This is a genomic window from Streptomyces spinosus, assembly GCF_020400655.1.
Lineage (GTDB): Bacteria > Actinomycetota > Actinomycetes > Streptomycetales > Streptomycetaceae > Streptomyces > Streptomyces argyrophylli.
Genome location: NZ_JAINRC010000017.1, coordinates 69,292 through 93,120, shown reverse-complemented (window position 1 = coordinate 93,120; position 23,829 = coordinate 69,292). Strand labels below are relative to the sequence as shown.

Annotated in this window: 24 protein-coding genes; 9 read left to right on the top strand and 15 right to left on the bottom strand. The window is 71.7% G+C overall.

The annotated features are described in order from the left end of the window. Positions 1–62: 62 nt before the first annotated feature. From LG395_RS30000 to LG395_RS29980, 5 genes are all read right to left on the bottom strand, one after another. On the bottom strand, positions 63–1,433 hold the full coding sequence (locus tag LG395_RS30000) for a polysialyltransferase family glycosyltransferase (protein ID WP_225811843.1): 1,371 nt from the start codon (positions 1,431–1,433) through the stop codon (positions 63–65). Then, positions 1,430–2,416, bottom strand: a complete 987-nt coding sequence (locus LG395_RS29995) for a glycosyltransferase family 2 protein (RefSeq protein ID WP_225811842.1) — start codon at positions 2,414–2,416, stop codon at positions 1,430–1,432. Before LG395_RS29995 ends, LG395_RS30000 begins: the two co-directional genes overlap by 4 nt. Before the next feature lie 168 nt (positions 2,417–2,584). After that, positions 2,585–3,073: an RICIN domain-containing protein gene (locus LG395_RS29990; protein WP_171153416.1), complete on the bottom strand. Its 489-nt coding sequence runs from the start codon at positions 3,071–3,073 to the stop codon at positions 2,585–2,587. Positions 3,074–3,820: 747 nt separating this feature from the next. Continuing rightward, entirely contained in the window at positions 3,821–4,471 is a 651-nt protein-coding gene (gene leuE, locus LG395_RS29985; protein ID WP_171153417.1) for a leucine efflux protein LeuE, read from the bottom strand. Positions 4,472–4,534: 63 nt separating this feature from the next. Next, positions 4,535–6,127, bottom strand: a complete 1,593-nt coding sequence (locus LG395_RS29980) for an acyl-CoA mutase large subunit family protein (protein ID WP_225811841.1) — start codon at positions 6,125–6,127, stop codon at positions 4,535–4,537. A gap of 80 nt (positions 6,128–6,207) precedes the next feature. Here LG395_RS29980 and LG395_RS29975 point away from each other — a divergent pair, with 80 nt between their 5' ends. Then, the gene (locus LG395_RS29975) at positions 6,208–7,107 is read left to right on the top strand and encodes a L,D-transpeptidase family protein (protein ID WP_225811840.1); all 900 of its coding nucleotides are present in this window, start codon (positions 6,208–6,210) and stop codon (positions 7,105–7,107) included. 245 nt (positions 7,108–7,352) lie between these two features. On the opposite strand, the gene LG395_RS29970 is transcribed toward LG395_RS29975, so the two are convergent. The 8 genes from LG395_RS29970 to LG395_RS29935 form a co-directional block, all read right to left on the bottom strand. Further along, positions 7,353–8,567 carry a hypothetical protein gene (locus LG395_RS29970; protein ID WP_225811839.1) on the bottom strand — a complete coding sequence of 405 codons (1,215 nt, stop codon included), beginning with the start codon at positions 8,565–8,567 and terminating at the stop codon, positions 7,353–7,355. Further along, positions 8,567–9,229, bottom strand: a complete 663-nt coding sequence (locus LG395_RS29965; protein WP_171153425.1) for an RNA polymerase sigma factor — start codon at positions 9,227–9,229, stop codon at positions 8,567–8,569. The genes LG395_RS29970 and LG395_RS29965 overlap by 1 nt, the downstream gene beginning before the upstream one ends. 288 nt (positions 9,230–9,517) lie before the next feature. Next, on the bottom strand, positions 9,518–10,399 hold the full coding sequence (locus LG395_RS29960; protein ID WP_225811838.1) for a hypothetical protein: 882 nt from the start codon (positions 10,397–10,399) through the stop codon (positions 9,518–9,520). A gap of 206 nt (positions 10,400–10,605) precedes the next feature. Continuing rightward, positions 10,606–11,223: an RNA polymerase sigma factor gene (locus LG395_RS29955; RefSeq protein WP_171153429.1), complete on the bottom strand. Its 618-nt coding sequence runs from the start codon at positions 11,221–11,223 to the stop codon at positions 10,606–10,608. Positions 11,224–11,358: 135 nt separating this feature from the next. Next, a complete protein-coding gene (locus tag LG395_RS29950) occupies positions 11,359–11,772 on the bottom strand; it encodes a hypothetical protein (RefSeq protein WP_171153431.1) in 414 nt (137 codons plus the stop codon). A gap of 130 nt (positions 11,773–11,902) precedes the next feature. Then, positions 11,903–12,484 carry a hypothetical protein gene (locus LG395_RS29945; protein ID WP_225811837.1) on the bottom strand — a complete coding sequence of 194 codons (582 nt, stop codon included), beginning with the start codon at positions 12,482–12,484 and terminating at the stop codon, positions 11,903–11,905. A gap of 118 nt (positions 12,485–12,602) precedes the next feature. Further along, the gene (locus LG395_RS29940; RefSeq protein WP_225811836.1) at positions 12,603–13,322 is read right to left on the bottom strand and encodes a DUF4328 domain-containing protein; all 720 of its coding nucleotides are present in this window, start codon (positions 13,320–13,322) and stop codon (positions 12,603–12,605) included. Positions 13,323–13,466: 144 nt separating this feature from the next. Continuing rightward, complete coding sequence (locus tag LG395_RS29935) at positions 13,467–15,089, bottom strand: beta-N-acetylhexosaminidase (protein WP_225811905.1); 1,623 nt, start codon at positions 15,087–15,089, stop codon at positions 13,467–13,469. 199 nt (positions 15,090–15,288) lie between these two features. Between LG395_RS29935 and LG395_RS29930 the strand changes: the two genes are divergently transcribed. From LG395_RS29930 to LG395_RS29910, 5 genes are all read left to right on the top strand, one after another. Further along, the gene (locus LG395_RS29930; RefSeq protein WP_225811835.1) at positions 15,289–15,864 is read left to right on the top strand and encodes a 2-oxo-4-hydroxy-4-carboxy-5-ureidoimidazoline decarboxylase; all 576 of its coding nucleotides are present in this window, start codon (positions 15,289–15,291) and stop codon (positions 15,862–15,864) included. A gap of 191 nt (positions 15,865–16,055) precedes the next feature. Further along, the gene (gene sdhC, locus LG395_RS29925) at positions 16,056–16,436 is read left to right on the top strand and encodes a succinate dehydrogenase, cytochrome b556 subunit (protein WP_037856824.1); all 381 of its coding nucleotides are present in this window, start codon (positions 16,056–16,058) and stop codon (positions 16,434–16,436) included. Positions 16,437–16,441: 5 nt separating this feature from the next. Further along, positions 16,442–16,924 carry a succinate dehydrogenase hydrophobic membrane anchor subunit gene (locus tag LG395_RS29920; protein WP_171153437.1) on the top strand — a complete coding sequence of 161 codons (483 nt, stop codon included), beginning with the start codon at positions 16,442–16,444 and terminating at the stop codon, positions 16,922–16,924. Positions 16,925–16,943: 19 nt separating this feature from the next. Further along, positions 16,944–18,698, top strand: a complete 1,755-nt coding sequence (sdhA, locus tag LG395_RS29915) for a succinate dehydrogenase flavoprotein subunit (RefSeq protein WP_171153439.1) — start codon at positions 16,944–16,946, stop codon at positions 18,696–18,698. Then, positions 18,698–19,477 carry a succinate dehydrogenase iron-sulfur subunit gene (locus tag LG395_RS29910; protein ID WP_171153441.1) on the top strand — a complete coding sequence of 260 codons (780 nt, stop codon included), beginning with the start codon at positions 18,698–18,700 and terminating at the stop codon, positions 19,475–19,477. Before sdhA ends, LG395_RS29910 begins: the two co-directional genes overlap by 1 nt. Positions 19,478–19,593: 116 nt before the next feature. Here the strand turns inward: LG395_RS29910 and LG395_RS29905 are convergent, their stop codons facing one another. Next, positions 19,594–20,064 carry a hypothetical protein gene (locus LG395_RS29905; RefSeq protein WP_225811834.1) on the bottom strand — a complete coding sequence of 157 codons (471 nt, stop codon included), beginning with the start codon at positions 20,062–20,064 and terminating at the stop codon, positions 19,594–19,596. Between the two features lie 228 nt (positions 20,065–20,292). Between LG395_RS29905 and LG395_RS29900 the strand changes: the two genes are divergently transcribed. The 3 genes from LG395_RS29900 (at position 20,293) to LG395_RS29890 (ending at position 22,231) form a co-directional block, all read left to right on the top strand. Then, positions 20,293–20,703 carry a VOC family protein gene (locus LG395_RS29900; protein WP_171153444.1) on the top strand — a complete coding sequence of 137 codons (411 nt, stop codon included), beginning with the start codon at positions 20,293–20,295 and terminating at the stop codon, positions 20,701–20,703. 73 nt (positions 20,704–20,776) lie between these two features. Then, entirely contained in the window at positions 20,777–21,523 is a 747-nt protein-coding gene (locus LG395_RS29895) for a TetR family transcriptional regulator (RefSeq protein WP_171153447.1), read from the top strand. Between the two features lie 90 nt (positions 21,524–21,613). Continuing rightward, positions 21,614–22,231 (top strand): Uma2 family endonuclease, encoded by a 618-nt coding sequence (locus LG395_RS29890; RefSeq protein WP_103816277.1) that lies wholly within the window; start codon positions 21,614–21,616, stop codon positions 22,229–22,231. Here the strand turns inward: LG395_RS29890 and LG395_RS29885 are convergent, their stop codons facing one another. Beyond that, entirely contained in the window at positions 22,232–23,776 is a 1,545-nt protein-coding gene (locus LG395_RS29885) for an ABC transporter substrate-binding protein (RefSeq protein WP_225811833.1), read from the bottom strand. Between the last annotated feature and the right edge of the window lie 53 nt (positions 23,777–23,829).

Below are 23,829 nucleotides of genomic sequence, written 5' to 3'. Positions count from 1 at the left end.
ACGGCTGCGGGCGGGCACCCTCCGGGCGCCCGCCCGCCATCGCGCGCTGTGAACGGACGGGCCTACCGCTGGCGGGCGCGGATCTGCCGCACGGCCTTGCGGACGGCGGGGTGCCGGCGCAGCGCCTCGGCCCGTACCGCGCTGCCGCCCGGCAGGCGGAGCACGGTCAGACGACGCTTCTTGAAGTACTGCGGATGCTCCGCGAGGTGCGCGGTGAGCCAGGCGACGGTCTCCTCGCGCAGGCCGGGGTGTTTGCGGGACTGCATGCAGTAGCCGACGGTGCGCACCAGGGGGCCCAGTTCCCCGCTCAGCGAGTCGAGGGGGAGCGGGGTGCCGATCTCGTCGCGCTCCGCGTCGGGCAGGGCCGCGTCGATGATGGTGAGCGGGACGCGGTTGCTGTTCTCGTACGGCGTGATGCGGTCCAGGAGCAGTTCCGTGCCGACGCGGGCGACCGGGATGCCGTAGAAGGCGGCGGCGGTCATCAGCGCGGTGGAGAAGCAGCCGATGACCAGGTCCGGCTTGAGGTGGGCGAAGACCGTCTCGGCGAGCACCGGTTCGCTCAGGACGGTCAGCCGTACGCCGAGTTCCGCGGCGGCCGCCTCCAGGGAGGCGCCGTAGACGGCGGGTGCGCTCGGGTGGGGCTTGAAGAGGACGTCACGGTGTCCGGCACGGGCGGCGGCGCGCAGCATGCGGACGTGGAGTTCCTCCTCCTCGTCCTGGGTGATCAGACCGATGGCCGAGAGGTACTGGCCGAGCAGCACCGCGGTGGGCCGGTCCCCGGCGGGCAGGCGTTCGGCGAGCAGTCCCGCGCCCTCCTCGCCGATCTGGGCGAGGACGTCGACGATGGCGTCGTTCGGCACGGCTTCCGGCCGGACCCCGTACTCGGACAGGAGCATCGGCCGCAGCCCGGGTACCAGTTCGAGGTGGAGCACGCGCGCGATGCGGCTGCTCATGCCGTGCGGGATGCGGTTGCGGGTGGGGCCGTAGCTCATCAGGCCGTCCGCGTACACGTGGATCGGGCTGTCGGCGAAGATGTCGGCGACGGCACGGGAGGGGTTGGCCTGGATGGACTCGCAGGCGATCTCGACCGGCTCGTCCCCGAGGTTCCAGGCGAGGCGTACGGCCTTCTCCCACAGCAGCAGGTCCTGGCCGCGCGGCGACCAGCCGGCCGGGTGGTGCGGGGAGATGAACTCGTTCCAGGAGCGCACCTCGTCGAACTCGGGGCGCAGCCGCTCGAAGCCCGGCATCCGGTCCAGGGGGGTGCCGACCTCGGGCACGGCGGCGGTGTTGCTGACCACGAGGATGCGGCGGTGTTCCTCGCGCGGGCCGAAGAGCCCGGCGCGCAGGGCGGCGGTGACGGTGGCGGCCGCGTACTGGGTGGCCGAGAAGAAGATCTGCGTCGTACCCCTGGTCGTGTGGTGCGTGCCGCTCATGCCGCGACCCCCTTCATGCCGCCGCGTATGCGCCGCAGGACGTGTACGCGTTCCTCACCCATGCCGACGAGGGCGTCGGCCAGTTCCTCCTCGGTCATCCGGCCCAGCGCCTCGGCGGCCAGCTGTCGCAGCCGTGCCGCGACGCTCCGCTCGAACCGGTCCCGGGCCAGGAGCTGGTGGGCGATGACGACGCAGTAGTTGCGCAGCGCCTTCTTGCGCAGCCTGCCGGCCTCGGGGTCGTCGGCGAGTTCGCCGAGCACGAGGTCGAAGGAACGGAAGAAGTCCAGTTGCCGTACGTCGCCGATCTGGGTCAGCGAACTGGCCACGCCGCGCCGGTAGAAGACGCCGCGCAGGCTCGCCACGGCATAGGAGTCGGCCCGGCGGTGCAGTGCCCAGATCCACGGGCGGTCCTCGGCGGTGCGCAGTCCGTCGTGGAAGCGCAGCAGCCCGCGGTCCAGGAGGCGGCGGTGGTAGATGCCGGCCCAGGCGTAGGGGTAGTCGACCATCGTCGTGTCGTCGACGGGGAGGATCGAGGTGCGCGGGTCGAGCGGGGTGTGCCGGCGGCCCTCCGGGGCCCGGTGGACGCTGCGTCCGACACCGGTGACCTGGACGTGGTCGGTGCGTACGAAGTCGACGTCGAGGCGTTCGACGGTGTCGACCAGTCGGGCCAGGTAGCCGGGGGCGAGCCAGTCGTCGCCGTCGAGGAAGGTGAGGTACCGGCCCTCGGCCGCGTCGATGCCCGTGTTCCGGGCGGTGGCCAGTCCGCCGTTCTGCTCGTGCCGGATCACCCTGCTGTTCTTCAGCCGTTTCGTCAGGTGCAGCAACGCCTCGTATGTCCGGTCCTTGGTGGACCGGTCCTCGACGAAAATGAACTCGAATTCGTCCTTCGCGTTGTTCACCAGACTCGTCACGGTGTCGGGGACATAGCCCTCGATGTTGAAGCAGGGGACGATCACGGACAGTTTGGGTGGAAGGCTTGGCACGCGGACACCTGGGCTTTCTCCGGGACAGGTTCCTGTGACGGTAGGAAAATCTCGGCGCCGCATTCCAACGTCGGTCCGACGGGCAGGTGAACTCGGGGTGACGAGATGGCCCTGCGGCCGCGTCCGGGCGGGCGGTGGGATCCACCGCCCGCCCGGACGCGGCCAGGATCAGTACCAGTACTGCTCGGCACCGCCGTTGCACGACCAGATGATGACCTTGGTGTTGTTGGCCGTGCCGCCGCCGCTCGCCGTCGACATGCACTTGCCGCTCTTGCCGTTCACCCACTCGCCGGCGCTGGAGCGGTACCACTGCTGCTCGGCGCCGCCGTTGCAGGTCCACTGGATGACCTCGGTGCCGTTGGCGGTGCCGCCGCCGCTCGCCGTGGACAGACACTTGCCGCTCTTGAGGTTGACCAGCTCACCGCTGGTGTAGTAGCCCCAGTACTGCTCGTCTCCGCCGTTGCAGTCGTAGATGACGGCGTTCACACCGTTGGACGTGCTGCCTCCGCCCGACAGGGAGAGGCAGCGCCCGCTCTTTCCGTTCTGCCAGGGGTAGAACGTGTCGTTCGCACCGGCGGAGGCCGAACCAGTGCTCAGCGACAGGGCGGCGACCGCCATCACACCGGTCGCCACTGCAGCGAAGGACTTCTTGCGCATCTGAAGAATCCTTTCGTCCGGGAGGCAACCACTGCCCCGCCGCAACGATCTTCTCCTTCGGACAACTGATTCGCGATCACGTTTCCGGACTCGGGAAAGGTGAACGCGAGCCGAACCCGGCCGGTCTCTCAGGAGTCCGGCGCACCGGAACGCGGGGGCGTAATATCATCATGCCGGGGCAAAACCGCGACAGAGATTCCACGGACACTGTGGAGACGCCCCGGAAACGCTGGCCGAAATGATGCGCCCAGCCAAACTGAAGCGAATTCTCGGAGTTCATCCTTCCGCCATCCCGGCGCCGCATACGGCTGTTCAGACCGGGCCCCGCGCACCGAAAGCGGTGAGCGGAATCGAGGTTTGAAACCCGTATCCTGGAGATATTCCGTCGCCCTGAAGGCTCTGCCGGCCTCTCCCTTTTCGGTGGCCTCCCGGCGACCGCGCCCGCCGCCCCGGCGGAGAGACGGCGGCCGAGGCCGAGCGGGCGGGCGCGGTTCCACGGACACCCTCGGCACCCCGGGCACGATGTGGACCGTCGAGCGAGTGCTCCGCACAGGCGGGAAGACCGAGAGAACGCCGTCGGCCGTCAACGGCGGCGACACCATCGAGAACGGTTTCCTGTGCGTACGGATTCACCGTGCGCAAGAAGTCGGACCCGGGTTCCGTCGGATACACCACCGGGCACGCCGTGGCCGACGGAAACGACTTCGGGATCATTCGGGCCCACAACGCGGACGTTTCCGACCGGCCCTACGCGCTGGCCAGCGTCAGCTTCACGGCGAAGCCCAGGAACAGCACCCCGGCCGCCGACGTGGCCGTCGCGGACAGCCGCCTGCGGCGGCGGAAAGCCGCGGAGAGCCGCGTGCCGCTGAATATCAGGGCGCTGAGGTACAGAAAGCTGGCCAGCTGGGCGAAAGCGCCGAGGACGACGAAGGACAGGGCCGGGTAGGCGTAGCCCGGGTCGACGAACTGCACGAAGAAGGCGACGAAGAAGAGGATCGCCTTGGGGTTGAAGAGGCTGACGACGAGGGCGCGGCGGAAGGGCCGCTCGTCGGTGCCCCGGTCGGGCGCGGCCTCCTCGACGGCCCGCTCCCGCCGGGTCCGCCACATCCGCCGGGCGGCCCGCAGCATGCCGATCGCAAGCCAGCTCAGATATCCGGCGCCGGCGTACTTCACGATCCCGAACAGCAGCGCGTTGCCCTGGAGCAGCGAGGCGACCCCGGCGGCGGACAGCGTCATCAGCACGGTGTCCCCGCACCACACGCCGGCGGCGGCCGTGTAACCGGCCCGCACACCGCGGCGAGCGGCCACGGACAGGACGTAGAGGGAGTTGGGGCCGGGCAGCAGCACGATCAGGATCAGGCCCGCGAGATAGGTGGGGAGGTCGATGACGCCGAACATGGAGGGAGTGTCGCACGCGGGTACGACAGCCGGCCCTCCCCGTCCGGGAGGAGGACCGGCGGCTCAGAAGGTGTCGCTCGGTACGTGGCTCCCCCACACCTCGCGGAGCGCGCCGCAGACCTCCCCCACCGTCGCACGCGCCCGCAGCGCCTCCTTCATCGGGTACAGCACGTTGTCCTCGCCCTCCGCCGCCTTCCGCAGCGCGCCGAGTGCCGCGGTCACCGCGGCACCGTCGCGTTCGGCCCGCAGCCGGGCCAGGCGCTCGGCCTGGCGCGCCTCGATCGCCGGGTCCACCCGCAGCGGCTCGTACGGTTCCTCTTCGTCCAGCCGGAAGCGGTTGACCCCGACCACCACCCGGTCACCGGAGTCGGTCTCCTGCGCGATGCGGTACGCGTTCCGCTCGATCTCGGCCTTCTGGAAGCCCCGCTCGATCGCGGCGACCGCCCCGCCCAGGTCCTCCACCCTGCGCATCAGGTCGACGGCCGCCTCCTCCACGTCGTCCGTCATCCGCTCGACGGCGTAGGAACCGGCGAACGGGTCCACCGTCGCCGGGACGTCCGTCTCGTGTGCCAGCACCTGCTGCGTCCGCAGGGCCAGGCGCGCGCTCTTGTCCGTGGGCAGCGCGATGGCCTCGTCGAAGGAGTTGGTGTGCAGGGACTGCGTGCCGCCGAGGACCGCCGCCAGGGCCTGGACGGCGACCCGGACCAGGTTCACCTCCGGCTGCTGGGCCGTCAGCTGGACCCCCGCCGTCTGCGTGTGGAAGCGCAGCATCAGCGACTTGGGGTTGCGCGCGCCGAACTCCTCCCTCATCACCCGCGCCCAGATCCTGCGCGCCGCGCGGAACTTGGCGACCTCCTCCAGCAGCGTCGTACGGGCCACGAAGAAGAACGACAGGCGCGGGGCGAAGTCGTCCACGTCCATGCCGGCCGCCACCGCCGTGCGGACGTACTCGATGCCGTCGGCGAGGGTGAACGCGATCTCCTGCACCGGGGACGCGCCCGCCTCGGCCATGTGGTAGCCGGAGATCGAGATCGTGTTCCACTTCGGGATCTCGGCGGTGCAGTACCGGAAGATGTCCGCCGTCAGCCGCAGGGAGGGCTTGGGCGGGAAGATGTACGTGCCCCGGGCGATGTACTCCTTGAGCACGTCGTTCTGGATCGTGCCCGTCAGCCGGTCCGCCGCCACCCCCTGCTCCTCCGCCACCAGCTGGTACAGCAGCAGGAGCAGCGCGGCCGGCGCGTTGATCGTCATGGACGTCGAGACCTGGTCCAGCGGGATGCCGTCGAACAGCGCCCGCATGTCCTCGATCGAGTCGACGGCCACGCCCACCTTGCCGACCTCGCCGTGCGCGAGGGGCGCGTCGGAGTCGTGGCCCATCTGGGTGGGCAGGTCGAAGGCGACCGACAGGCCCGTGGTGCCGTGGGCGATCAGCTGCCGGTAGCGGGCGTTGGACTCCGCGGCCGTGCCGAAGCCCGCGTACTGGCGCATCGTCCACGGCCGGCCGGTGTACATCGTCGGGTACACGCCCCGCGTGAACGGGTACGCGCCCGGTTCGCCCAGTTTCCGGGCCGGGTCCCAGCCGGTCAGGTCGGCCGGCCCGTAGACCGGCTCGATGGGCAGGCCCGACTCCGACTGACGTGCCGACTGCTGTGCCATCGCTGCCTCCGCGCGGTGTACGGGTACTCCTCACCATGCCCCGTAGTTCGGCGGCGGTCACGCGGGGAAGCATCCCGGGCATGAGGATCCCGGGGAGCTCTGCCGCTCTGCTCGCCTCGGCCGCCGCACTCGCCGCGCTCTGCGGGTGCACCGTGCAGCCGGCGGGCGCCGATGGGAAACAAGGTCTGCCGGTCCACGTGGAACCGCCCGGCGGTCCGGCTTCCGGCGCCGCCCGGAGCGGTCGGGGGCCCGGCAGCACCTGGAGCAGTCCGGTGCCCGGCGCCGCCCGGACGGCGCCGGCCGACCCGCCGACGGACACACCGGGCGTCACCCCCTCCGTGCCCGCGCCGCGGGTGCTGTGGGCGCGCGGGGACAGCGGGCCGGCCGTGCGGGAACTGCAGGCGCGGCTGCGCCAGGTGGCCTGGCTGGCCGTGGGGCCGACCGGGTCGTACGACGGCCCCACCGAGCAGGCCGTCAAGGGCTTCCAGGGCAAGCGCGGACTGCCCCGGACGGGTGCGACGGACGCCGTCACCTGGCAGCGGCTGGTGGCGATGACCCGGCCGCCGGGCAGGGGGGAGCTGTACCCGAGGGCTGGTCGGCCGGCCGCCGCGGCTGATCCGCGCTGTATGACCGGGCGGGTGCTGTGCATCAGCAAGACCAGCCGGACGTTGCGCTGGATGGTCGGCGGACGGACCCTGTCCACGATGGCGGTGCGGTTCGGCGCGCAGTACACCCCGACCCGCGAAGGGGTGTTCACCGTCTACTGGAAGTCACGGCACCATGTGTCGACCCTCTACCACTCGCCGATGCCGTACGCGATGTTCTTCAGCGGTGGCCAGGCGGTCCACTACTCGTACGACTTCGCGGCGCGCGGCTACGCGGGCGGTTCCCACGGATGCGTCAACGTCCGCGACGAGACGGCGATCGCCCGGCTCTTCGCACAGGTGAGGATCGGCGACAAGGTCGTCGTGTCCTGGTGAGACGCCCTGCGGGGGCAGTGCGGAGCCGAGAGCTGTGCGTTGCGGGGCGCGGGCGGGACCGGGGGAACGTGTCCCGCCCGCGCCAGGTGCACGAGCCGCGGGTACGGGGGGAACCCCGGCTCCGTGCGACGGCCGATGACCAGTCGGCTCACTCATTACTGCGTCCCGGGCTCAAGAAACGTCACACCTCGCGCCGAAAAAATTTCGGTGCCCGCGAAACCGCAGGTCACAGTGGGTGGCGTCGATCAGAGGGCGGTGTACGTCGGAGCCGGTGGGGGCGTCGTGGAGCCGTTGCCGGGTGTGCCGCGGTGCGCGGGGGCGAAGGCCGAGGGAGCGGGGGCGGCGCCGTCCTGGTGCAGGCCGCCTTTGCCGCCGCCGTTGCCGCTGTTCTTGTTCCCGCCGTTGCTCTTGCCGTTGCCGTTGCCGCTACCGCTGCCCTTATCGGCGTCTTTGCCGTTTCCGTTTCCGTTCCCGTTCCCCTTGCCGTTTCCGTTCCCGTTGCCCATGCCGCCGCCCGGGTCGGCAGGGGCGTCGTCGCCCTTGCCCGTGCCGTTCCCCTTGCCGTTTCCCTTGCCGCCGCCCTTGCCCTCGCCCTTGCCGTTGTCCGAGCCCTGGCCGGTGGTGTTCTCGCCGCCGCCGCTGTTCGCACCGCCCGTGCCGCCGGACGCGGAGTCCCCGGCGCCCAGCAGCACCTTGCAGTACGCGGTCACGCGGCCGGGGCCGCCCGCCACCTGCTCCAGCGCGCGCCGGCGGCCGGCGTTCAGCTCCTTGCCGTCCCGCAGCGCACGACAGGCCGCGGTGGCGCCGGGCCACCCGGTGCCGGACGTGGCGGAGGGCGCCCCGGTGCCGTCGCCGGCCCCCGTGGCCTCGTCATCGGTGCCGCCCCGGTGGCTCCGCGTCCCGCCGCCCGGTGCGCCCGTGCCCGTCCCGCCGCCCGGTGGGGACGGCGAGGTGAGCGGCTGTTCCGTGGTCGTGTCGGGAGAGACGGAGGTGGCCGGGCCGGGGTGATCGTCGCCGAACGGCGTGGGCAGCACCCCGCTGCCGGCGGCCACGGCGACCCCGCCGAGCGTTCCCGCTGCCACCGCCGCGGCCAGCGCCAGGCGCACCGGGCGGGCCCAGCGGGGGCGCCGGACGCGGATTCCGGTACGGGCCGGGGCGCCGATGCGGACCAGGCCGGTGTCGGCGCCTCGTGCCGGGGTGCGGGGAGCGGTGGGGGCGTGCGCGGTCGCGGTGCGCTCGGCTTCGGCGGCCTCGCGCGCCTTGCGGAAGGCGGCCAGGGCGGCCTGCTCGCCGGGGAGTTCACCGGGGGCTTCGGTCGCCTGCGCGGACAGCGCGCCGAGCGCCTGGGAGAGACGTTCGGCCTGGTCACGGGCGGAAGGGTCGACGGCTTCCAGTGACTCGCCGCGCAACAGGCGTTCCGCCGTCTGCCGGTTCAGCCACTTGTACTGCTCGTCGGCCATCACATGTCCTTCTGCGTCCGCGCACGCGTATGCGTCACAGTCGCGGACGTCACCGCGCCCCGGCGCGGTTCTCTTTGCGGCGGGAGGGCGTCCAGTGCGCCCGCCGATTCCGGATCGTCGCCGATCAGCTCCGCGAGACGTTTCAGACCGCGGTGCGCGGCGGTACGGACGGCGCCCGCGCGTTTGCCGAGGGTCTCGGCGGCGGTCTTGGCGTCCAGGCCCACGACCACGCGCAGGACGACCGCCTCGGCCTGGTCCTGCGGGAGCCGGGCGATCAGGGAGAGGGTGCTGTCGGTGGCCAGGGCCTCGATGGCCTCGCCGGCCGTGTCGGACTCGGCGGCGCGGCCGGTCAGCTCGGTCTCGTCGCCGCCTATGGCGGGACGCCGGCCCCGCATGCGTATGTGGTCCAGGGCGCGGTTGCGGGCGATCCGGGCGGCCCAGCCGCGGAACCGGTCGGCGTCACCGCTGAAGCGGTCCAGGTCACGGGCGATCTGGAGCCACGCCTCGGACGCGACGTCCTCGGCGTCCAGGTCGCCGACCAGGGTGCGGACGTACCCGAGCAGGCGCGGATGCACCGCGCGGTACACCGTACGGAACGCGGTCTCGTCCCCGTCCTGTGCCGCACGTACCGCGGTGGTCAGCTCCGCGTCGTCCCCCAGCACCGCACTCCCTTTACGCCTGTCTTCGGTCGGCGCGAAAGGCACGTTACGGCGTGAAACCGCTGCCCGTCCATGTCTGTAGAAGATGCAACTAACTCGTGACCGGTTTCGGATGTGCGCAGCGTGAGGCCGCGACGGGGTCACGATGTGGCCGTGCTGTGGTGGGGTGTGACAGAAACCGCACCCACGGCGCTGAAGGGAGTACGGGCCGCACGCGGCCCGTCCACGCGACGGCCGGGGCCTCTCCTGTGGGGGGTGGCGGCCCCGGCCGTCGCCTTGGTCACGGGCGCCTCACGGCCTTCCGCCGGAGGAGTTGCCGCCGGCCGCTCTGCCGCCGGCCGGGTTCCCCGCCGTCGAGTTCCCCACGGTCGCGTTCCCCCGGTCTCCGCCCTTGTTCTTGCCTTGGCCCGTGTCACCGCCGTTGCCGGTGTCACCGCCGTTGCGTTTGTTGCCGGACGTCCCTGCGTTGCTGTTGTTGCCGGACGTCCCGGTGTTGCCTTTGTTGCCGGAAGTCCCCGCGTGGCCGGTGTGCTCGCCCTGCCCGCGCTCCAGGCGGGCGGCGCAGTAGGCGGCGACCTTCTCCGGTCCCCCCGCCGCCGTGACGAGCCGCTGCCAGGCCGTCGCCTCCAGGGCGCCGCCGCGTTCCCCGGCCCGCGTGTAGGCACGGCAGTGGGCGAGGGTGTCCCGGGCGGTGGCCGGCCGGCCGGTGTGGTCCGGGGACGCGGTGTCCGAGGGCCCGGCCGCCGGGGCGCCGGGTGAGGCGGGCGGGGTGCTCGCCACGGGGGGCGTGGACCGTGGCGATCGGCTCCGGTCGTCGTGGTGCGCGCCGGAACCGGCGGAGCCGATGGCCGCGACGGCGACCCCGCCCAGCGTGAGGCTCGTCAGGGCGAGCGAGAGGGTGAGCCGCAGCGAGCGGCGGGCGGGTGCCGGGCGCCCGGGCCGCCAGTCGTCACGGGCACGGGTCCGGGCGTCGTGCGCTCCCGCGTCGCGCGCGGCGCGGAACGCGGCGACGGCGCCGCGCTCGGCCTCGCCGTCGACACGGCCGGCGCGCAGCACGGTGGCGAACCGTGTCTCCAGTCCGCAGGCACCGGCCGGGTCCGGCGTGGCGAGGGCCCCGCCGGGGTGCGCGCGCCGACGACCGGTCGGCCCGCCGCCGCTGTGCTGTTCACCCATGCCCGTTCCCGCCCTCACCCGGTCCACCCGGAACTCCTCCGCACACCCGCCCCGCGCCCACGCGCCGGGCCCCGGGGCACCCGCACCCGCCGACCACCGCGGCCCCCCGGCCGTGCCCGCCGGCCGTCAGCGCCCCGCACCCGCGACGACCGGCTCCCGAAGCCGTTCGTCCCGGCCCTGCATACGTGCCGCACCCGCCGGTGCGTTCACCCCGGCTCGCCCCGCGGCGGCGGGTCCGTGTCCGGTGCGCCGTCCGCGCCCAGTTGGCGGGCCAGGCGGCGCAGGCCCCGGTACGCGGCCGTGCGGACGGCGCCGGGGCGCTTGCCGAGGACCCGGGCCGCGGCCGGCCCGTCGAGGCCGACGACCACCCGCAGCAGCACCGCCTCGGCCTGGTCCCGGGGCAGCGCGCGGACCAGTTCCAGCGCGCGTTCCGTGGAGAGCGACTCCAGGGCCTGGTCGTGGGTGCTGTGCCGGCCGGGCAGCTCCAGGGCGTCCTGCTCCAGCCACGCGGCCCGGGGCCGTACCCGTTGCCGGCGCAGGTGGTCCAGCGCGCGGTGCCGGGCGATGGTCGCCGTCCAGCCGCGGAAGCCGGCGCCGTCGCCCCGGAACCGGCCGAGGTCGCGCGCGATCTCCAGCCAGGCCTCGGAGGCGACGTCCTCGGCGTCCTCGCCGACCAGGCCCCGCAGATAGCCCAGCAGGCCGGGCTGCACGATCCGGTAGGCCACGGCGAACGCGGTCTCGTCGCCGTCCTGGGCCCGCGCGACGGCCGCGCCCAGCTCCCCGTCCCGCGGCTGCGGGCGGCGGGGTTCCCCTCCCTGGCCCAAGACCGTCCTCGTTCGTGCCGAGTTCCTGGCCACTGCGTGGCGCTTGCCTCACGGTGCGACACGCTCCGGCCGTGTCCGCCCTACACGATCATCAGCGTCGGCCCCGACGGAAGTGTCACAGCCGGGCCTGGCCGGTCAGCCGGGGGCGGTCGCGTCCCGGCACAGCAGCCGCAGCGAGCCGTGGCCGCCGTAGCAGCGGCGGGCCTCGTCGATGGGGTCCCACAGCCGGCCGTCCGGGGTGCGCACCCAGTGCTCGCCGCCGGTCGTCCACCACTCGGCGCCGGTCTGACGGACGATCACCTCGCCGGCGTAGGCGCCGAAGCCGCGCAGCACGCTCTCGACGGCCGCGTACGGCGGCTCCTCCCTCCGTATCTCCTCGATCATCCGGTCCACCCGCCACAGGCTCTGTGCCGAGTAGTCGAGCCGTACGCGCGCGCCCTCCCGCATGGTCGCCACCGCGTCCGCCGCCCACCGCGCGGGCCTGGCCGCGGCGCTCGGCCTGGTCCCGTGCTGTGCCGCCTGGGACGGGGTTGTCGCATGAGCTGTCACCTGAGTCGTCACTTGGGCTGTCACATAGGGAAGAGCGAGCGGGGGCGGGGTTCCGTCACCATCGTTGGAAACGTTTCTCCCGACGTTCGGCCAACCACCGCAGGACCACCCCACGTCCGCCGCACGAGGATCACAGGCTCCCCTCACTCCCCGGCCCCGCGGCGCCGCGCGCCCGGCGCGAGACCACCGCGCGCAGCACCCGGCGCCCCTCCACCGATATCTCCAGCGCCCGGCGCAGCCCCTGCGGGCCGTGTCCCGCGAGGAGTTCGAGCACGGCGGCCTGGCGGCGCAGTTCGGCGACGACGAGCGGCGGCAGGCCCGCCGGATCGCCCGCGCGCCCGGCGTCGAGGGCGTCCGGGGCCCAGTCGCCGTCGGCTGCCGGGTCGAGCAGCAGGTGGGCGCGCAGCGCGGCGACCGAGCAGGCGTCGGCCCAGGGCCGTAGCGCGCCGGGGGTGCCGTCGGCGGGGGCCGTCTCCAGCATGTGCCGGGTGAGCCGCGCGGCCTCGTCGTCGGCGGGGTCCGCGGGGCCGAGCGTGGCGCGGGCCCGGGCCAGGCCGGCGGACCAGTCGCAGTCGTCGGCGAGGCGGGCCCACAGCGGTCGCAGCAGCTCGTCGTCGCCTCCGAGCAACGGCAGGCATCGATCCAAACAAGCCAATCCGCTGGCGGCCAGTCCGCGTTCGTCGGCCCGCGCGATGAGTTCCACCAGGCTCATGAATGCCTCTCTCGCCAGGGCGCCGACCGGCACGGAGCCCGCACTGCCCCTTACTGCGTGCGACTGCGCGGGAGTGTCACAGCAGAGACTTTCAGCCAAAGGGGGCAGCGGCGGGCCGTCAGCCGGAGACGGGGGCCGGCAGTTCGCCCGAGAAGACCTTGCGCTCCTGCATACGGGTCAGCCGGACGACCACCACGATGGCGAGGACGGCCGCCGCGATGTCGATCGCGTCGGAGAACAGCGTCACCCGGGCGGCGTCGCTCAGTTCGGTCGCCGTCTCGGCGTTCCGGGAGGTGGTGTACGCGTAGCGGCCCGCGAGGAGGCTGATGATCCACAGCGTCCACCAGGCGTTGACCGGCGTGTGCCCGGACCGCGTGCCCCAGGGGGCGCTGGCGTCCCAGCTGTCGGCGACGATCCGGCGCGGGAACCAGAGGTTCACGACCGGGCAGAACCAGCCGCCGATCGTCCAGCCGCGCCTCATCCGGTGCCGGGAGGCGTCGAACACCTCGGCGTTCACCCGGACCCGCCACAGCCAGCACAGGTAGACGACCGCCGTGGCGACCAGCGCGACGATCTGGGAGACGCCGGCCGCCGCGTAGAGGTTGTCGGCGCGGTCGGCCCGGCCGACGACGTCCGTTCCGGCGGCGCCGTCGGCGATGTCGCCGGTGACGTCGAGTTCCAGCAGGTCCGCGAAGCAGGCGAACAGGTCGGTCGCGATGACCAGCCCGAGCAGTACGGCGGTGGCGCGGGCGAGCGCGGCCGGTGAGCGCAGCCAGGCGCCGCCGGGCGGGGCGGCGTACGGCGGCGCGGGCATGGGCGCGGGCATGGGTGAGGCCATGAAGGAGTTCCCCCGAAAGGACGTGATCCGAGACGCGCCGGCTCTCCCCGAGCCGGCGCGTGAGTGCGGTTGCCGCAGCGCGGGCGAACGCGCGAGCGGACACCGGAACATACGGTCGGACGCCGCCGTGCGTCCACCCGGTTCTCAGCCCAGCCGGTCCGCCAGATTCCTGAAGTCCGCCCAGGACAGCGCGGGCGTGCCCGGGTCCCACAGCTTCTGCGCGGTGGCCCGCAGCGGCATCCGGATGCCGGCGGCGACCTGCGCCTGCGTCTGCGCGTGCGGGAAGTCGGACCAGACCGCGAACGAGCCGCCGAGGATCTGCCCGTCGTAGCGCTCCGGCACGGCGTTCGTGCCGCGCAGCACGCGCGGGTTCCACTGCTCGTAGATCCGCTGCCCGGTCGGGTAGACGAAGGTCTGCGGCTGTCCGAGCACGTAGTAGAGGAACTCGTCGTTGTAGTTGAGCACCTTCCGTCCCGCGCTCAGGTAGTCCACGGGCTGACGGGCGCCGATCTCCTTGCCGGTCCAGTAGGCGACCTCGATGTCCGGGTCGGGCCGTACGGAGGTGTTCCGGTAGAAGCCGTCGTTCCAGGCGCGGACGGTGCGGTCGTGGGCGCGGACGGTGGCGGCGCGGTCGCCCAGCCAGCCGGTGGCGAGGTCGGCTACGGTCGCGCCGGTGCCGAGGGACCGCCGGGCGGCGGCGGCCAGCTGCGGGTAGGAGGCCTGCGGGTCCCGGACGGTCAGTGCCTGGTACTCGTCCCCGCCCAGGTGCCACTGGCCGCCGGTGAAGAGCCCGGCGTACTCGTCGAGCAGGTCGTCGACGATCCGCGCGGCGGCGTCCTTCGAGATGTCGACGGCGCCCCGCGTCGGCACGCCGCTCGCGTTGCGCAGCTGGAGGTCGGGGTGGGCGGCGATGACGGCGCCCAGGTGCCCCGGCGAGTCGATCTCGGGGACGACGGTGATGTGCCGGCTGTCCGCCAGTGCGACGATCTTCCTGACCTGGTCCTTGGTCAGGTGGTCCGCGGAGACGATCTCGGGGTGGCTGTCGGACTCGATCCGGAAGGCCTGGTCGTCGGAGAAGTGCAGGCCCAGCTCGTTGAACTTCAGGTCGCCCAGCTCGCGTATCCGGTCCTCGATCCAGGTCTCGCTGTACGGCTTGCGCGCGATGTCCAGCATGAACCCGCGCACCGGCTTGGCGGGCTCGTCCCGTATGACGCCCTCGGCCGCCGTACCGCCGCCGTGGACCTCCTGCTTCAGGGTGCGGGTGCCGTAGAACACGCCGGCCTCGCCGGGCCCGCTGATGTCGACCCGTCCGCCGCGGACGGTCATGGTGTACGACTCCTCGTTCCCGCCCCCGCCGCCGAGGGCCAGCCGTACGTCGCCCGCCCGTACGTCGTCCCGCTCCCCCGCGTAGCGCAGTCCCAGCTCCCCGGCGATGAGCCGCCCCTCGTCGGCGAGCTCGGGGTCGCTCACCACCACCCGCGCGCCCGGCCGCGGAGTCCAGCCGGGTCCGCGCGCCGGGGTGTGGGAGCGCACCGCGGGTATCGTGCGCGGCGCCCGCGACAGCGGATAGGAGCGGCTCGGGCTGGGAGTGGCCGACGGTGTGCCCGGGTCGCCGGAGCCGGCGCCGGGCACCCGCCCGGACGACGACTGCCGCGCGCCCGCGTCCGGCCGTCCGCCGCCCCCGTCCGAGGCGGCCCACACGCCGACGCCCGTGCCGAGGGCGATGGTCCCGACGAACGCGGCGGCCACCACCGCACGCTTCCGCATCACCTGCCGCGCCGGGCCCCGGCGCCTGTGCCTGTGCTGGATCACCTTGCCAACGTACGACCGATCGTCCGCCCAGCTGTCATCCAAGCGTTCCGAAACTCTCCCGTCCGGGTGAATTTCAGGCATCCCTCGGACACAGCGTGACCACTCTCGATAACCTGAGGCCACACTTTTCACAGCATCCCCTGCCACACCACCTGTGACGCGAGGACCCACGCTGCCCGCCCACCGCCAGCCGTATCTCCCCACACCCCTCGACGCCTTCAACACCGCGCCCGCGGACGAGGCCCGCGCCCTTCTGCTGCACTGCCTGCACAGCCCGCGCTGGTCGCGCCGGATCGCCGACCACCGCCCCTACCCCGACCTGGACGCCCTGCTGGCCGCAGCGGACGAGGCGGCGTACGACCTCTCTCCCCGCGATCTGGCCGAGGCCCTGGCCGGCGAGTGTCTCCCCGAGCTCCCCGAGGACACCTACTCGGCGGCCCACATGGCCCTGAGTGCCGCGCACGCCGCCTACGAGGCCCGATTCGGACACGCGTTCGTCCTCTACCTGGGCGACGCCGCGCCGGACGAGGTCATCGACCACATCCTCGAAGCGATCCGGTCACGATTGGCGAACGATCCCGAGGAGGAACGGGTGGTGGCGGCGGACGAGCTCCGCCGCCTCGCACGGGGACGGCTGCTGGGGCTGCTCAGCGGCGCGGGGCTGTGTTCGATTTGTGGCCGCCGCCACGTGGCCGTGACCAGCCCAAACACCCCCGCACCCGGCAAATGAGGGTCGAAACGGCCCCTCCGACGGCCCCCGCTAGCCCAACAGCGTGCCACTTTGATCACACCGGTAGGCCCCCCGTAAGCACCACGGCGGCACGTGGATACGATGCAGAGGGCCGGTGGACCGTACCCGGCCGGGCCCGACCGACAGTGAAGCCGGCGCGGCCCTAGTCCCCGCTCCCGGAGGGTTCTTCCGTGCCGGCTGGAACGCTGTACCGCGGCCGGGAAGGAATGTGGTCCTGGGTGGCTCACCGAGTCACCGGCGTCCTCATCTTCTTCTTCCTGTTCGTTCACGTGCTGGACACCGCTCTCGTGCGTGTCTCCCCCGAGGACTACGACAAGGTCGTAGCCACGTACAAGACGCCGATCGTCGCGCTGCTGGAGTACGGCCTCGTCGCCGCCATCCTCTTCCACGCGCTCAACGGCCTGCGCGTCATCGCCGTCGACTTCTGGTCGAAGGGCCCGCGCTACCAGAAGCAGATGTTCTGGACCGTGATGGGTGTCTGGATCGTCCTGATGGCCGGGGCGATCTACCCGGTCCTCGGCCACGCCGCCCGTGTTCTCTTTGGGAGCTGACGCCGATGTCCACCACTGAAACCACCGCGTCCGGAGTCGGCCCCGTCGAGGGCGCCCCCGTCTACACCGTCGACAACCCGGCCCCGCTGATCGAGGCGCCGCGCAAGCGGACCAAGAAGTCCCCGAAGTCGACCCGGGGCAACTTCGAGCTGGCGGCCTGGCTGTTCATGCGGCTGTCCGGCATCGTCCTGGTCGTCCTGGTCCTCGGCCACCTGCTGATCCAGCTCGTGCTGGACGGCGGCGTCTCCAAGATCGGTTTCGCCTTCGTGGCCGGCCGCTGGGCGTCCCCGTTCTGGCAGGTCTGGGACCTGCTGATGCTGTGGCTGGCGATGCTGCACGGCGCCAACGGCCTGCGCACGATCATCAACGACTACGCGGAGCGCCCGAACAGCCGGCTGTGGCTGAAGGGCCTGCTCTACACCGCCACGGTGTTCACCATCCTGCTGGGCACGCTGGTGATCTTCACCTTCGACCCGAACATCCGCTAGGCACGGGGCTGCGAGAAACATGAAGATCCACAAGTACGACACCGTCATCGTCGGCGCCGGCGGCGCGGGCATGCGTGCCGCCATCGAGGCGACGAAGCGCAGCCGCACCGCGGTCCTGACCAAGCTCTACCCCACCCGCTCCCACACGGGCGCCGCGCAGGGCGGCATGGCCGCCGCGCTGGCCAACGTGGAGGAGGACAACTGGGAGTGGCACACCTTCGACACGGTCAAGGGCGGTGACTACCTGGTCGACCAGGACGCCGCCGAGATCCTGGCGAAGGAGGCCATCGACGCCGTCCTCGACCTGGAGAAGATGGGCCTGCCGTTCAACCGCACGCCGAACGGCACCATCGACCAGCGCCGCTTCGGCGGTCACAGCCGCAACCACGGCGAGGCCCCGGTCCGCCGGTCCTGCTACGCCGCGGACCGCACCGGCCACATGATCCTCCAGACGCTGTACCAGAACTGCGTCAAGGAGGGCGTGGAGTTCTTCAACGAGTTCTACGTCCTGGACCAGCTGATCACCGAGGTCGACGGCGTCAAGCGGTCGGCCGGTGTGGTGGCCTACGAGCTCGCCACCGGTGAGATCCACGTCTTCCAGGCGAAGGCCGTCATCTACGCCTCCGGCGGCACCGGCAAGTTCTTCAAGGTGACGTCGAACGCCCACACGCTGACCGGTGACGGTCAGGCGGCGGTCTACCGGCGCGGCCTCCCGCTGGAGGACATGGAGTTCTTCCAGTTCCACCCGACCGGCATCTGGCGCATGGGCATCCTGCTCACCGAGGGCGCCCGCGGTGAGGGCGGCATCCTGCGCAACAAGGACGGCGAGCGCTTCATGGAGAAGTACGCTCCCGTCATGAAGGACCTGGCGTCCCGCGACGTCGTCTCCCGCTCCATCTACACGGAGATCCGCGAGGGCCGCGGCTGTGGTCCCGAGGGCGACCACGTCTACCTGGACCTGACCCACCTGCCGCCGGAGCAGCTGGACGCCAAGCTGCCGGACATCACCGAGTTCGCGCGGACCTACCTCGGCATCGAGCCGTACACGGACCCGATCCCGATCCAGCCGACCGCGCACTACGCGATGGGCGGCATCCCGACGAACGTGATGGGCGAGGTCCTGGCGGACAACACCACGGTCGTCCCGGGTCTGTACGCGGCCGGCGAGGTCGCCTGCGTGTCCGTGCACGGCGCCAACCGGCTCGGCACCAACTCGCTGCTGGACATCAACGTCTTCGGCCGCCGCGCGGGCATCGCCGCCGCCGAGTACTCGGCGAAGGCCGACTACGTCGAGCTGCCGGACGCCCCGGAGTCCTTCGTCGTCGAGCAGATCGAGCGGCTGCGCACCTCCACCGGCAACGAGCGGGTGGCGACGATCCGCCGCGAGCTGCAGGAGACCATGGACGCCAACGTCATGGTGTTCCGCACCGAGCAGACGATCAAGACGGCGGTCGAGAAGATCGCCGAGCTCAAGGAGCGCTACCGGAACGTGGCGATCCAGGACAAGGGCAAGCGTTTCAACACGGACCTGCTGGAGGCGATCGAGCTGGGCAACCTGCTCGACCTGGCCGAGGTCATGGCGGTGTCGGCCCTCGCCCGCAAGGAGTCCCGCGGTGGTCACTACCGCGAGGACTACCCGAACCGCGACGACGTCAACTTCATGCGCCACACCATGGCGTACCGCGAGGTCGGCGCCGACGGCTCGGAAACCGTCCGTCTCGACTACAAGCCGGTCGTCCAGACCCGCTACCAGCCGATGGAGCGTAAGTACTGATGGCTACCCCTGTTCTGGACAAGGCGGACGCGGCCGGCCAGCCCGAGCCCGGCTTCGCCGACTCCCCCTACATCACGGTCACCTTCCGTGTCCGCCGGTTCAACCCGGAGGTCGCGGCGGAGGCCACCTGGGAAGACTTCCAGCTGGAGATCGACCCCAAGGAGCGGGTCCTCGACGGCCTCCACAAGATCAAGTGGGACGTCGACGGCACCCTCACCTTCCGCCGCTCGTGCGCGCACGGCATCTGCGGCTCGGACGCGATGCGGATCAACGGCAAGAACCGCCTTGCCTGCAAGACGCTGATCAAGGACATCAACCCCGAGAAGCCGATCACGATCGAGCCCATCAAGGGCCTGACGGTCCTGAAGGACCTCGTCGTGGACATGGAGCCGTTCTTCCAGGCGTACCGGGACGTCATGCCGTTCCTGGTCGTCAAGGAGACGAACGAGCCCACCCGGGAGCGCTACCAGTCCCCGGAGGACCGCGAGCGCTTCGACGACACCACGAAGTGCATCCTGTGCGCGGCCTGCACCTCCTCCTGCCCGGTGTTCTGGAACGACGGCCAGTACTTCGGTCCGGCCGCGATCGTGAACGCCCACCGCTTCATCTTCGACTCGCGTGACGAGGCCGGCGAGCAGCGGCTGGAGATCCTCAACGACCGTGACGGCGTGTGGCGCTGCCGCACGACCTTCAACTGCACGGACGCCTGCCCGCGCGGCATCGAGGTCACGAAGGCCATCCAGGAAGTGAAGCGCGCGCTGATCACGCGCCGCTACTGAGCCGCGGACACGCCTGAGGCACTCGGGCCCCGCTTCCGGTCCGCACCGGAAGCGGGGCCCTCGTCGTCGCGGGCGCGGATGCCGCCCGGGCCGGTCCGCCGCCGTTCTCTCCCGCCTCAGCCCTGGAACACCTGGGCCACGGCCAGGCCCCGGCCGGCGGCGAGCCGGTAGACGGCGCGCAGTTCTTCCAGACAGTCGCGCAGGCCGTCCTCGTAACCCTCGGGGATGCCGCCTGCCCGGAACATCGGCGACAGCACCGCCGGCGCCGCGCGCATGACGTCGTCCAGGTCGATGCCGGAGAGAGTGCCGTCCACCCGGGTCACCTCGTCCGGTGCCAGGGACAGGCACACCGTCCCGACGCCGTCGTCACCCACCGGACGTCCACCCGAGATCATCAGTCCCGCCAGGTCTTTGAAGTCGGCCCGCTCCAGCACCTGCCGCAGGACGTCTCCGTCCTCCCCCAGGTCGCACAGGGGCGCCGACGGATCGTCCTCGGACCGCTCCTCGAGGTCGTGGAACCGTGCGACGACCGTGTCGAATCCGGCGGCGGCCTCTCCCTCTGGAAGAGGGAAGAGGGAGACGTTCATGACGCTGCGCAACCTTTCCGTACTCGCGGGCGGGGGGTGGGGGGCCGAGCCCTCCCGGACGCGGCGCACCCGGCCGAGCGGATCGTACGCGGTGGAGGCGTCCTGCGAGCGGGCGTTGCCGATGCCGTACCTCTTCCGGCGCCTGCGGTCGGGCACCGGAACGGCGACGCGGAGTCCGCTCCGGTGGGGCTCCTCGCTTCCCGGCGGTAAGACTCCTAATGTGACGACATGTCAGACGAAGAGTCGTACGAACTGCTCGGTTTCGACAACGTGCTGCTCCCCGTCGGCGACCTCGGCGAGGCCGTCGCCTTCTACGAGCGGGCCGGGTTCGCCGTGGGCTTCCGGTTCGACGAGGGCGGGATCGCACAGCTGAAGGTCGGCGGGGAGACGCCCGGCATCCTGCTGCGCACGGAGGAGGAGCTGCGGCGGCGGACCCCGCCCTGGCCCTCGCCTCGCGTCTGGCTGGAGGTGCCGGACGCGCGTGCGGCGGCGCGGGAGCTGGCCGCCGCAGGGATCGAGACCCTGGACGAGGTCTTCCCGGTGGCCACCGGCTGGACGGTGGAGATCGCGGACCCCTGGGGCAACATCCTCGGCTTCACCGACTACACCAAGCGCCCGGCGCTGGGCCGCAGACCCTGAGGCGGTCCTGCTCGTGCCCGGCGTGGCCGCCGTCCTGCTCAGGGGCGCCCCCGTCACTCGTTAGGCTCCTCCCGTGCCCGCGAAGAACGACGGCCCCGAGGCGGCCGGCCCCCAGAGCAGCAAGTCCGAGCAGACCCGTGCGCTGATCCTGGAGACCGCGATGCGGCTGTTCCAGGAGCGCGGGTACGACAAGACGACGATGCGGGCCATCGCCAAGGAGGCCGGGGTCTCCGTCGGCAACGCCTACTACTACTTCGAGGGCAAGGAACACCTGATCCAGGGCTTCTACGACCGGATCGCCGCCGAGCACCAGGCGGTGGTCCGGGAGGTCCTGGACCGGGAGACCGACCTGGAGGCGCGGCTCGCGGGCGTGCTGACCGCGTGGCTGGACATCGCCCGGCCGTACCACGAGTTCGCGGTGCAGTTCTTCAAGAACGCCGCCGACCCCGACAGCCCGCTCAGCCCCTTCTCACCGGAGAGCGAGCACGCGCGCGAGCAGGCCGTCAGCGTGCACCGGGAGGTGCTGGCCGGTTCGAGGTCCAAGGTCGCCCCCGAGCTGCGGGACGTGCTCCCGGAGCTGATGTGGCTGGCCCAGATGGGCCTGGTCCTGTACTGGATCTTCGACCGCACGCAGGGGCGGGAGCGCAGTTACCGGCTGGCGCGGCGGGGGGCCCGCCTGACCGCCCGCGGTGTCTCGCTGGCCCGGTTCCGGGTGCTGCGGCCCCTGGTCCTGGAGATCCACGAGCTGTTCACGGACTTCCTGCCGGGGATGACGAAGGTCCTGCCGGACCCGGGTCGGGGCGGCCGGGAGGGCGAGTGATCACTTTCGGGTGAAAGCGCGGGAACAGGACGCCCGGGGTTCCGGCTGCCTACGATGATGCTCTCGACACCAGCCCCTAGGAGGCACGCGATGTCCGCTGCATCCGTCGAGCAGCCCTTCGACGCCGACGAGCCGTTCTCCCTCACGGCCATCGCCGACGAGATCATGGAGCGCCATCCGGGCTACCGCGTCGAGATCATCGGAGGCCATCTCCTCGTGACCCCTTCACCGGATGCCCCCCACGCCCGCGTTCTGACCGATCTCATGATCCCGTTCCTCGCCGCCGGACTGCACGGCGCGGAGACCGAGGTGCTCCAGAGCGTCGCGATCAAACTCCCGACCGGGGCCGAGGACTACTGCATCCCCGACCTGGTCGTCGTGGACGCCGACATCGACGACCACTTCATCGAGAACAACGCCTACGACCCGGTCTGCTTCCGCCTCGTCCTGGAGGTCACCTCCGGCAACTGGCGGGACGACCTGAAGACCAAGGTCGGCGCCTACGCCGAGGCCAAGGTGCCCGTCTACCTCGTGGTCGACCGCAAGCACCAGCGCCTCCACGTCCTCACGGAGCCCGCCGGGAGCGAGTACGCGAACCACCGTGTCCACGCCCCCGGCGAGACGGTGACGCTGCCCGACTCGATCGGTGCCGAGGTGGCGCTCGACGTGGAGCAGATCATCAAGGCCGGGCAGAAGAAGGCCGACTGATCAGATCCAGGTCAGGCGCCACAGGCGGAACACGCCCGTGCCGTCCGACAGGTACTGTCCGCCGCCCACGTCCTCGGTGCTGACCACGTACTCCTTGCGCTGCCAGAGCGGGATCAGCGGGACGTCCTCGGCCACGTCCGTCTGGATGTCCTTGAAGTCCTTCGCGGCCCGGGTCCGGTCGGCGTACTGCCTGCTGTCCAGGATGAGGTGGTCGACCAGCTTGTTGCTGTAGCCGGTACTCATGGTGGAGCCGGTGCCGACGAGCGGGCCGCCGAAGGTGTCCGGATCGGGGTAGTCGGCGACCCAGCCGACCCCCCAGGCGTCCATCTTCCCGGCGGCCCAGCGCTTCTGGAAGTCGGTCCACTCGTAGCCCTTGACGTCCACCTTGAACAGGCCGCCCGCCTCCAGCTGCTTCTTCAGCTCCGCGGACTCCTCCGCGCCCGAACCCCGGCCGATGCCGTAGCCGAGGGTGAAGCGGACCGGCAGGCTCACCCCGGCCTCGGTGAGCAGCCGGCGCGCCTTGTCGGTGCTCTGGCGCGGGTAGGTGTCGAAGAACGAGGTGGTGTGCCCGGTGATGCCCGTCGGGATCAGCGAGTACAGCGGGTCGACCGTGCCCTCGTACACCGTCGTGGCGAGCTGCTCGCGGTTGACCAGCCAGGCCATCGCCCGGCGCACCCGTACGTCGTGCAGCGGGGAGCCCGAGCGGGTGTTGAGGTACAGGTTGCGGGTCTCGGCGCTGTCGGACTCGGTGACCCGCTGCTTGGGGTCGCTCGGGTTCAGCCCGGAGAGCACGCCCGGCGGCAGGGTGCGGGTGGCCACCTCGACCTCCCGGCGCTTCCAGGCCCGGTCCAGCTTGGTGGAGTCGGCGTAGTAGCGCAGCTGGACCGGTCGGCCGACGCCGCTCAGGTAGCCCTTGTAGTGCCCGTTCGGCTTGAGGTCGGCCTTCTGGTCCTTGGTGTACCCCGTCAGCGTGTACGGGCCGGTGCCGTCGACGGCGGTGCCCGCGCGCAGGGCGTCGGCCGGGTACTTGTCCTTGTCCACGATCGAACCGGCGCCGGTGGCGACCTTCAGCGGGAAGGTGGCGTCCGCGGACGACAGGTGGAAGGTGACGGTGTGCTCGTCGTCGGCGGTCACCGAGGCGAGCGTGTCGAACAGGGACGCCGGGCCGACGTCGGAGTCGATCTTCTTGACCCGGTCGAAGGAGTACTTCACGTCCTGGGCCGTCATGGCGCGCCCGCTCGGGAAGGTGATCCCGGAGCGCAGGGTGCACCGGTACGTCCTGAGGCCGCTGCCTTCGAACGCGCAGCTCCGCGCCGCGTCCGGGACCGGCTCGACCCCGCCGGGCTCGAACGTCAGCAACGACTGGAACACGTTGCTGAACAGCGCCCAGGAGCCGGCGTCGTAGGCGCCGGCCGGGTCGAGTGCGGTGACCGCGTCCGTCGTACCGACGGTGATGGTCTTGTCCTTGTCCTCCTGCGACGGCAGCAGCTGCCAGCCGCCGATCCCCACGACGGCCAACACGAGCAGCGTCACGAGAATCCGCATGCGAACAGATCGCATGGTGGTGCCCTCCCCAGGCCCGTCAGGGCCCTACCCCT

What these genes read in the sequence shown, in the direction of transcription:
- LG395_RS29990 (WP_171153416.1), bottom strand. Translation starts at nt 3,073, where the DNA reads ATGCGCAAGAAGTCCTTCGCTGCAGTGGCGACCGGTGTGATGGCGGTC.
- LG395_RS29945 (WP_225811837.1), bottom strand. Translation starts at nt 12,484, where the DNA reads ATGAGCCTGGTGGAACTCATCGCGCGGGCCGACGAACGCGGACTGGCC.
- LG395_RS29970 (WP_225811839.1), bottom strand. Translation starts at nt 8,567, where the DNA reads ATGGCCGACGAGCAGTACAAGTGGCTGAACCGGCAGACGGCGGAACGC.
- LG395_RS29940 (WP_225811836.1), bottom strand. Translation starts at nt 13,322, where the DNA reads ATGGCCTCACCCATGCCCGCGCCCATGCCCGCGCCGCCGTACGCCGCC.
- sdhA (WP_171153439.1), top strand. Translation starts at nt 16,944, where the DNA reads ATGAAGATCCACAAGTACGACACCGTCATCGTCGGCGCCGGCGGCGCG.
- LG395_RS29890 (WP_103816277.1), top strand. Translation starts at nt 21,614, where the DNA reads ATGTCCGCTGCATCCGTCGAGCAGCCCTTCGACGCCGACGAGCCGTTC.
- LG395_RS29905 (WP_225811834.1), bottom strand. Translation starts at nt 20,064, where the DNA reads ATGAACGTCTCCCTCTTCCCTCTTCCAGAGGGAGAGGCCGCCGCCGGA.
- LG395_RS30000 (WP_225811843.1), bottom strand. Translation starts at nt 1,433, where the DNA reads ATGAGCGGCACGCACCACACGACCAGGGGTACGACGCAGATCTTCTTC.
- LG395_RS29885 (WP_225811833.1), bottom strand. Translation starts at nt 23,776, where the DNA reads ATGCGGATTCTCGTGACGCTGCTCGTGTTGGCCGTCGTGGGGATCGGC.
- LG395_RS29960 (WP_225811838.1), bottom strand. Translation starts at nt 10,399, where the DNA reads ATGGGTGAACAGCACAGCGGCGGCGGGCCGACCGGTCGTCGGCGCGCG.
- LG395_RS29920 (WP_171153437.1), top strand. Translation starts at nt 16,442, where the DNA reads ATGTCCACCACTGAAACCACCGCGTCCGGAGTCGGCCCCGTCGAGGGC.
- LG395_RS29975 (WP_225811840.1), top strand. Translation starts at nt 6,208, where the DNA reads ATGAGGATCCCGGGGAGCTCTGCCGCTCTGCTCGCCTCGGCCGCCGCA.
- LG395_RS29980 (WP_225811841.1), bottom strand. Translation starts at nt 6,127, where the DNA reads ATGGCACAGCAGTCGGCACGTCAGTCGGAGTCGGGCCTGCCCATCGAG.
- LG395_RS29910 (WP_171153441.1), top strand. Translation starts at nt 18,698, where the DNA reads ATGGCTACCCCTGTTCTGGACAAGGCGGACGCGGCCGGCCAGCCCGAG.
- leuE (WP_171153417.1), bottom strand. Translation starts at nt 4,471, where the DNA reads ATGTTCGGCGTCATCGACCTCCCCACCTATCTCGCGGGCCTGATCCTG.
- LG395_RS29935 (WP_225811905.1), bottom strand. Translation starts at nt 15,089, where the DNA reads ATGCGGAAGCGTGCGGTGGTGGCCGCCGCGTTCGTCGGGACCATCGCC.
- LG395_RS29900 (WP_171153444.1), top strand. Translation starts at nt 20,293, where the DNA reads ATGTCAGACGAAGAGTCGTACGAACTGCTCGGTTTCGACAACGTGCTG.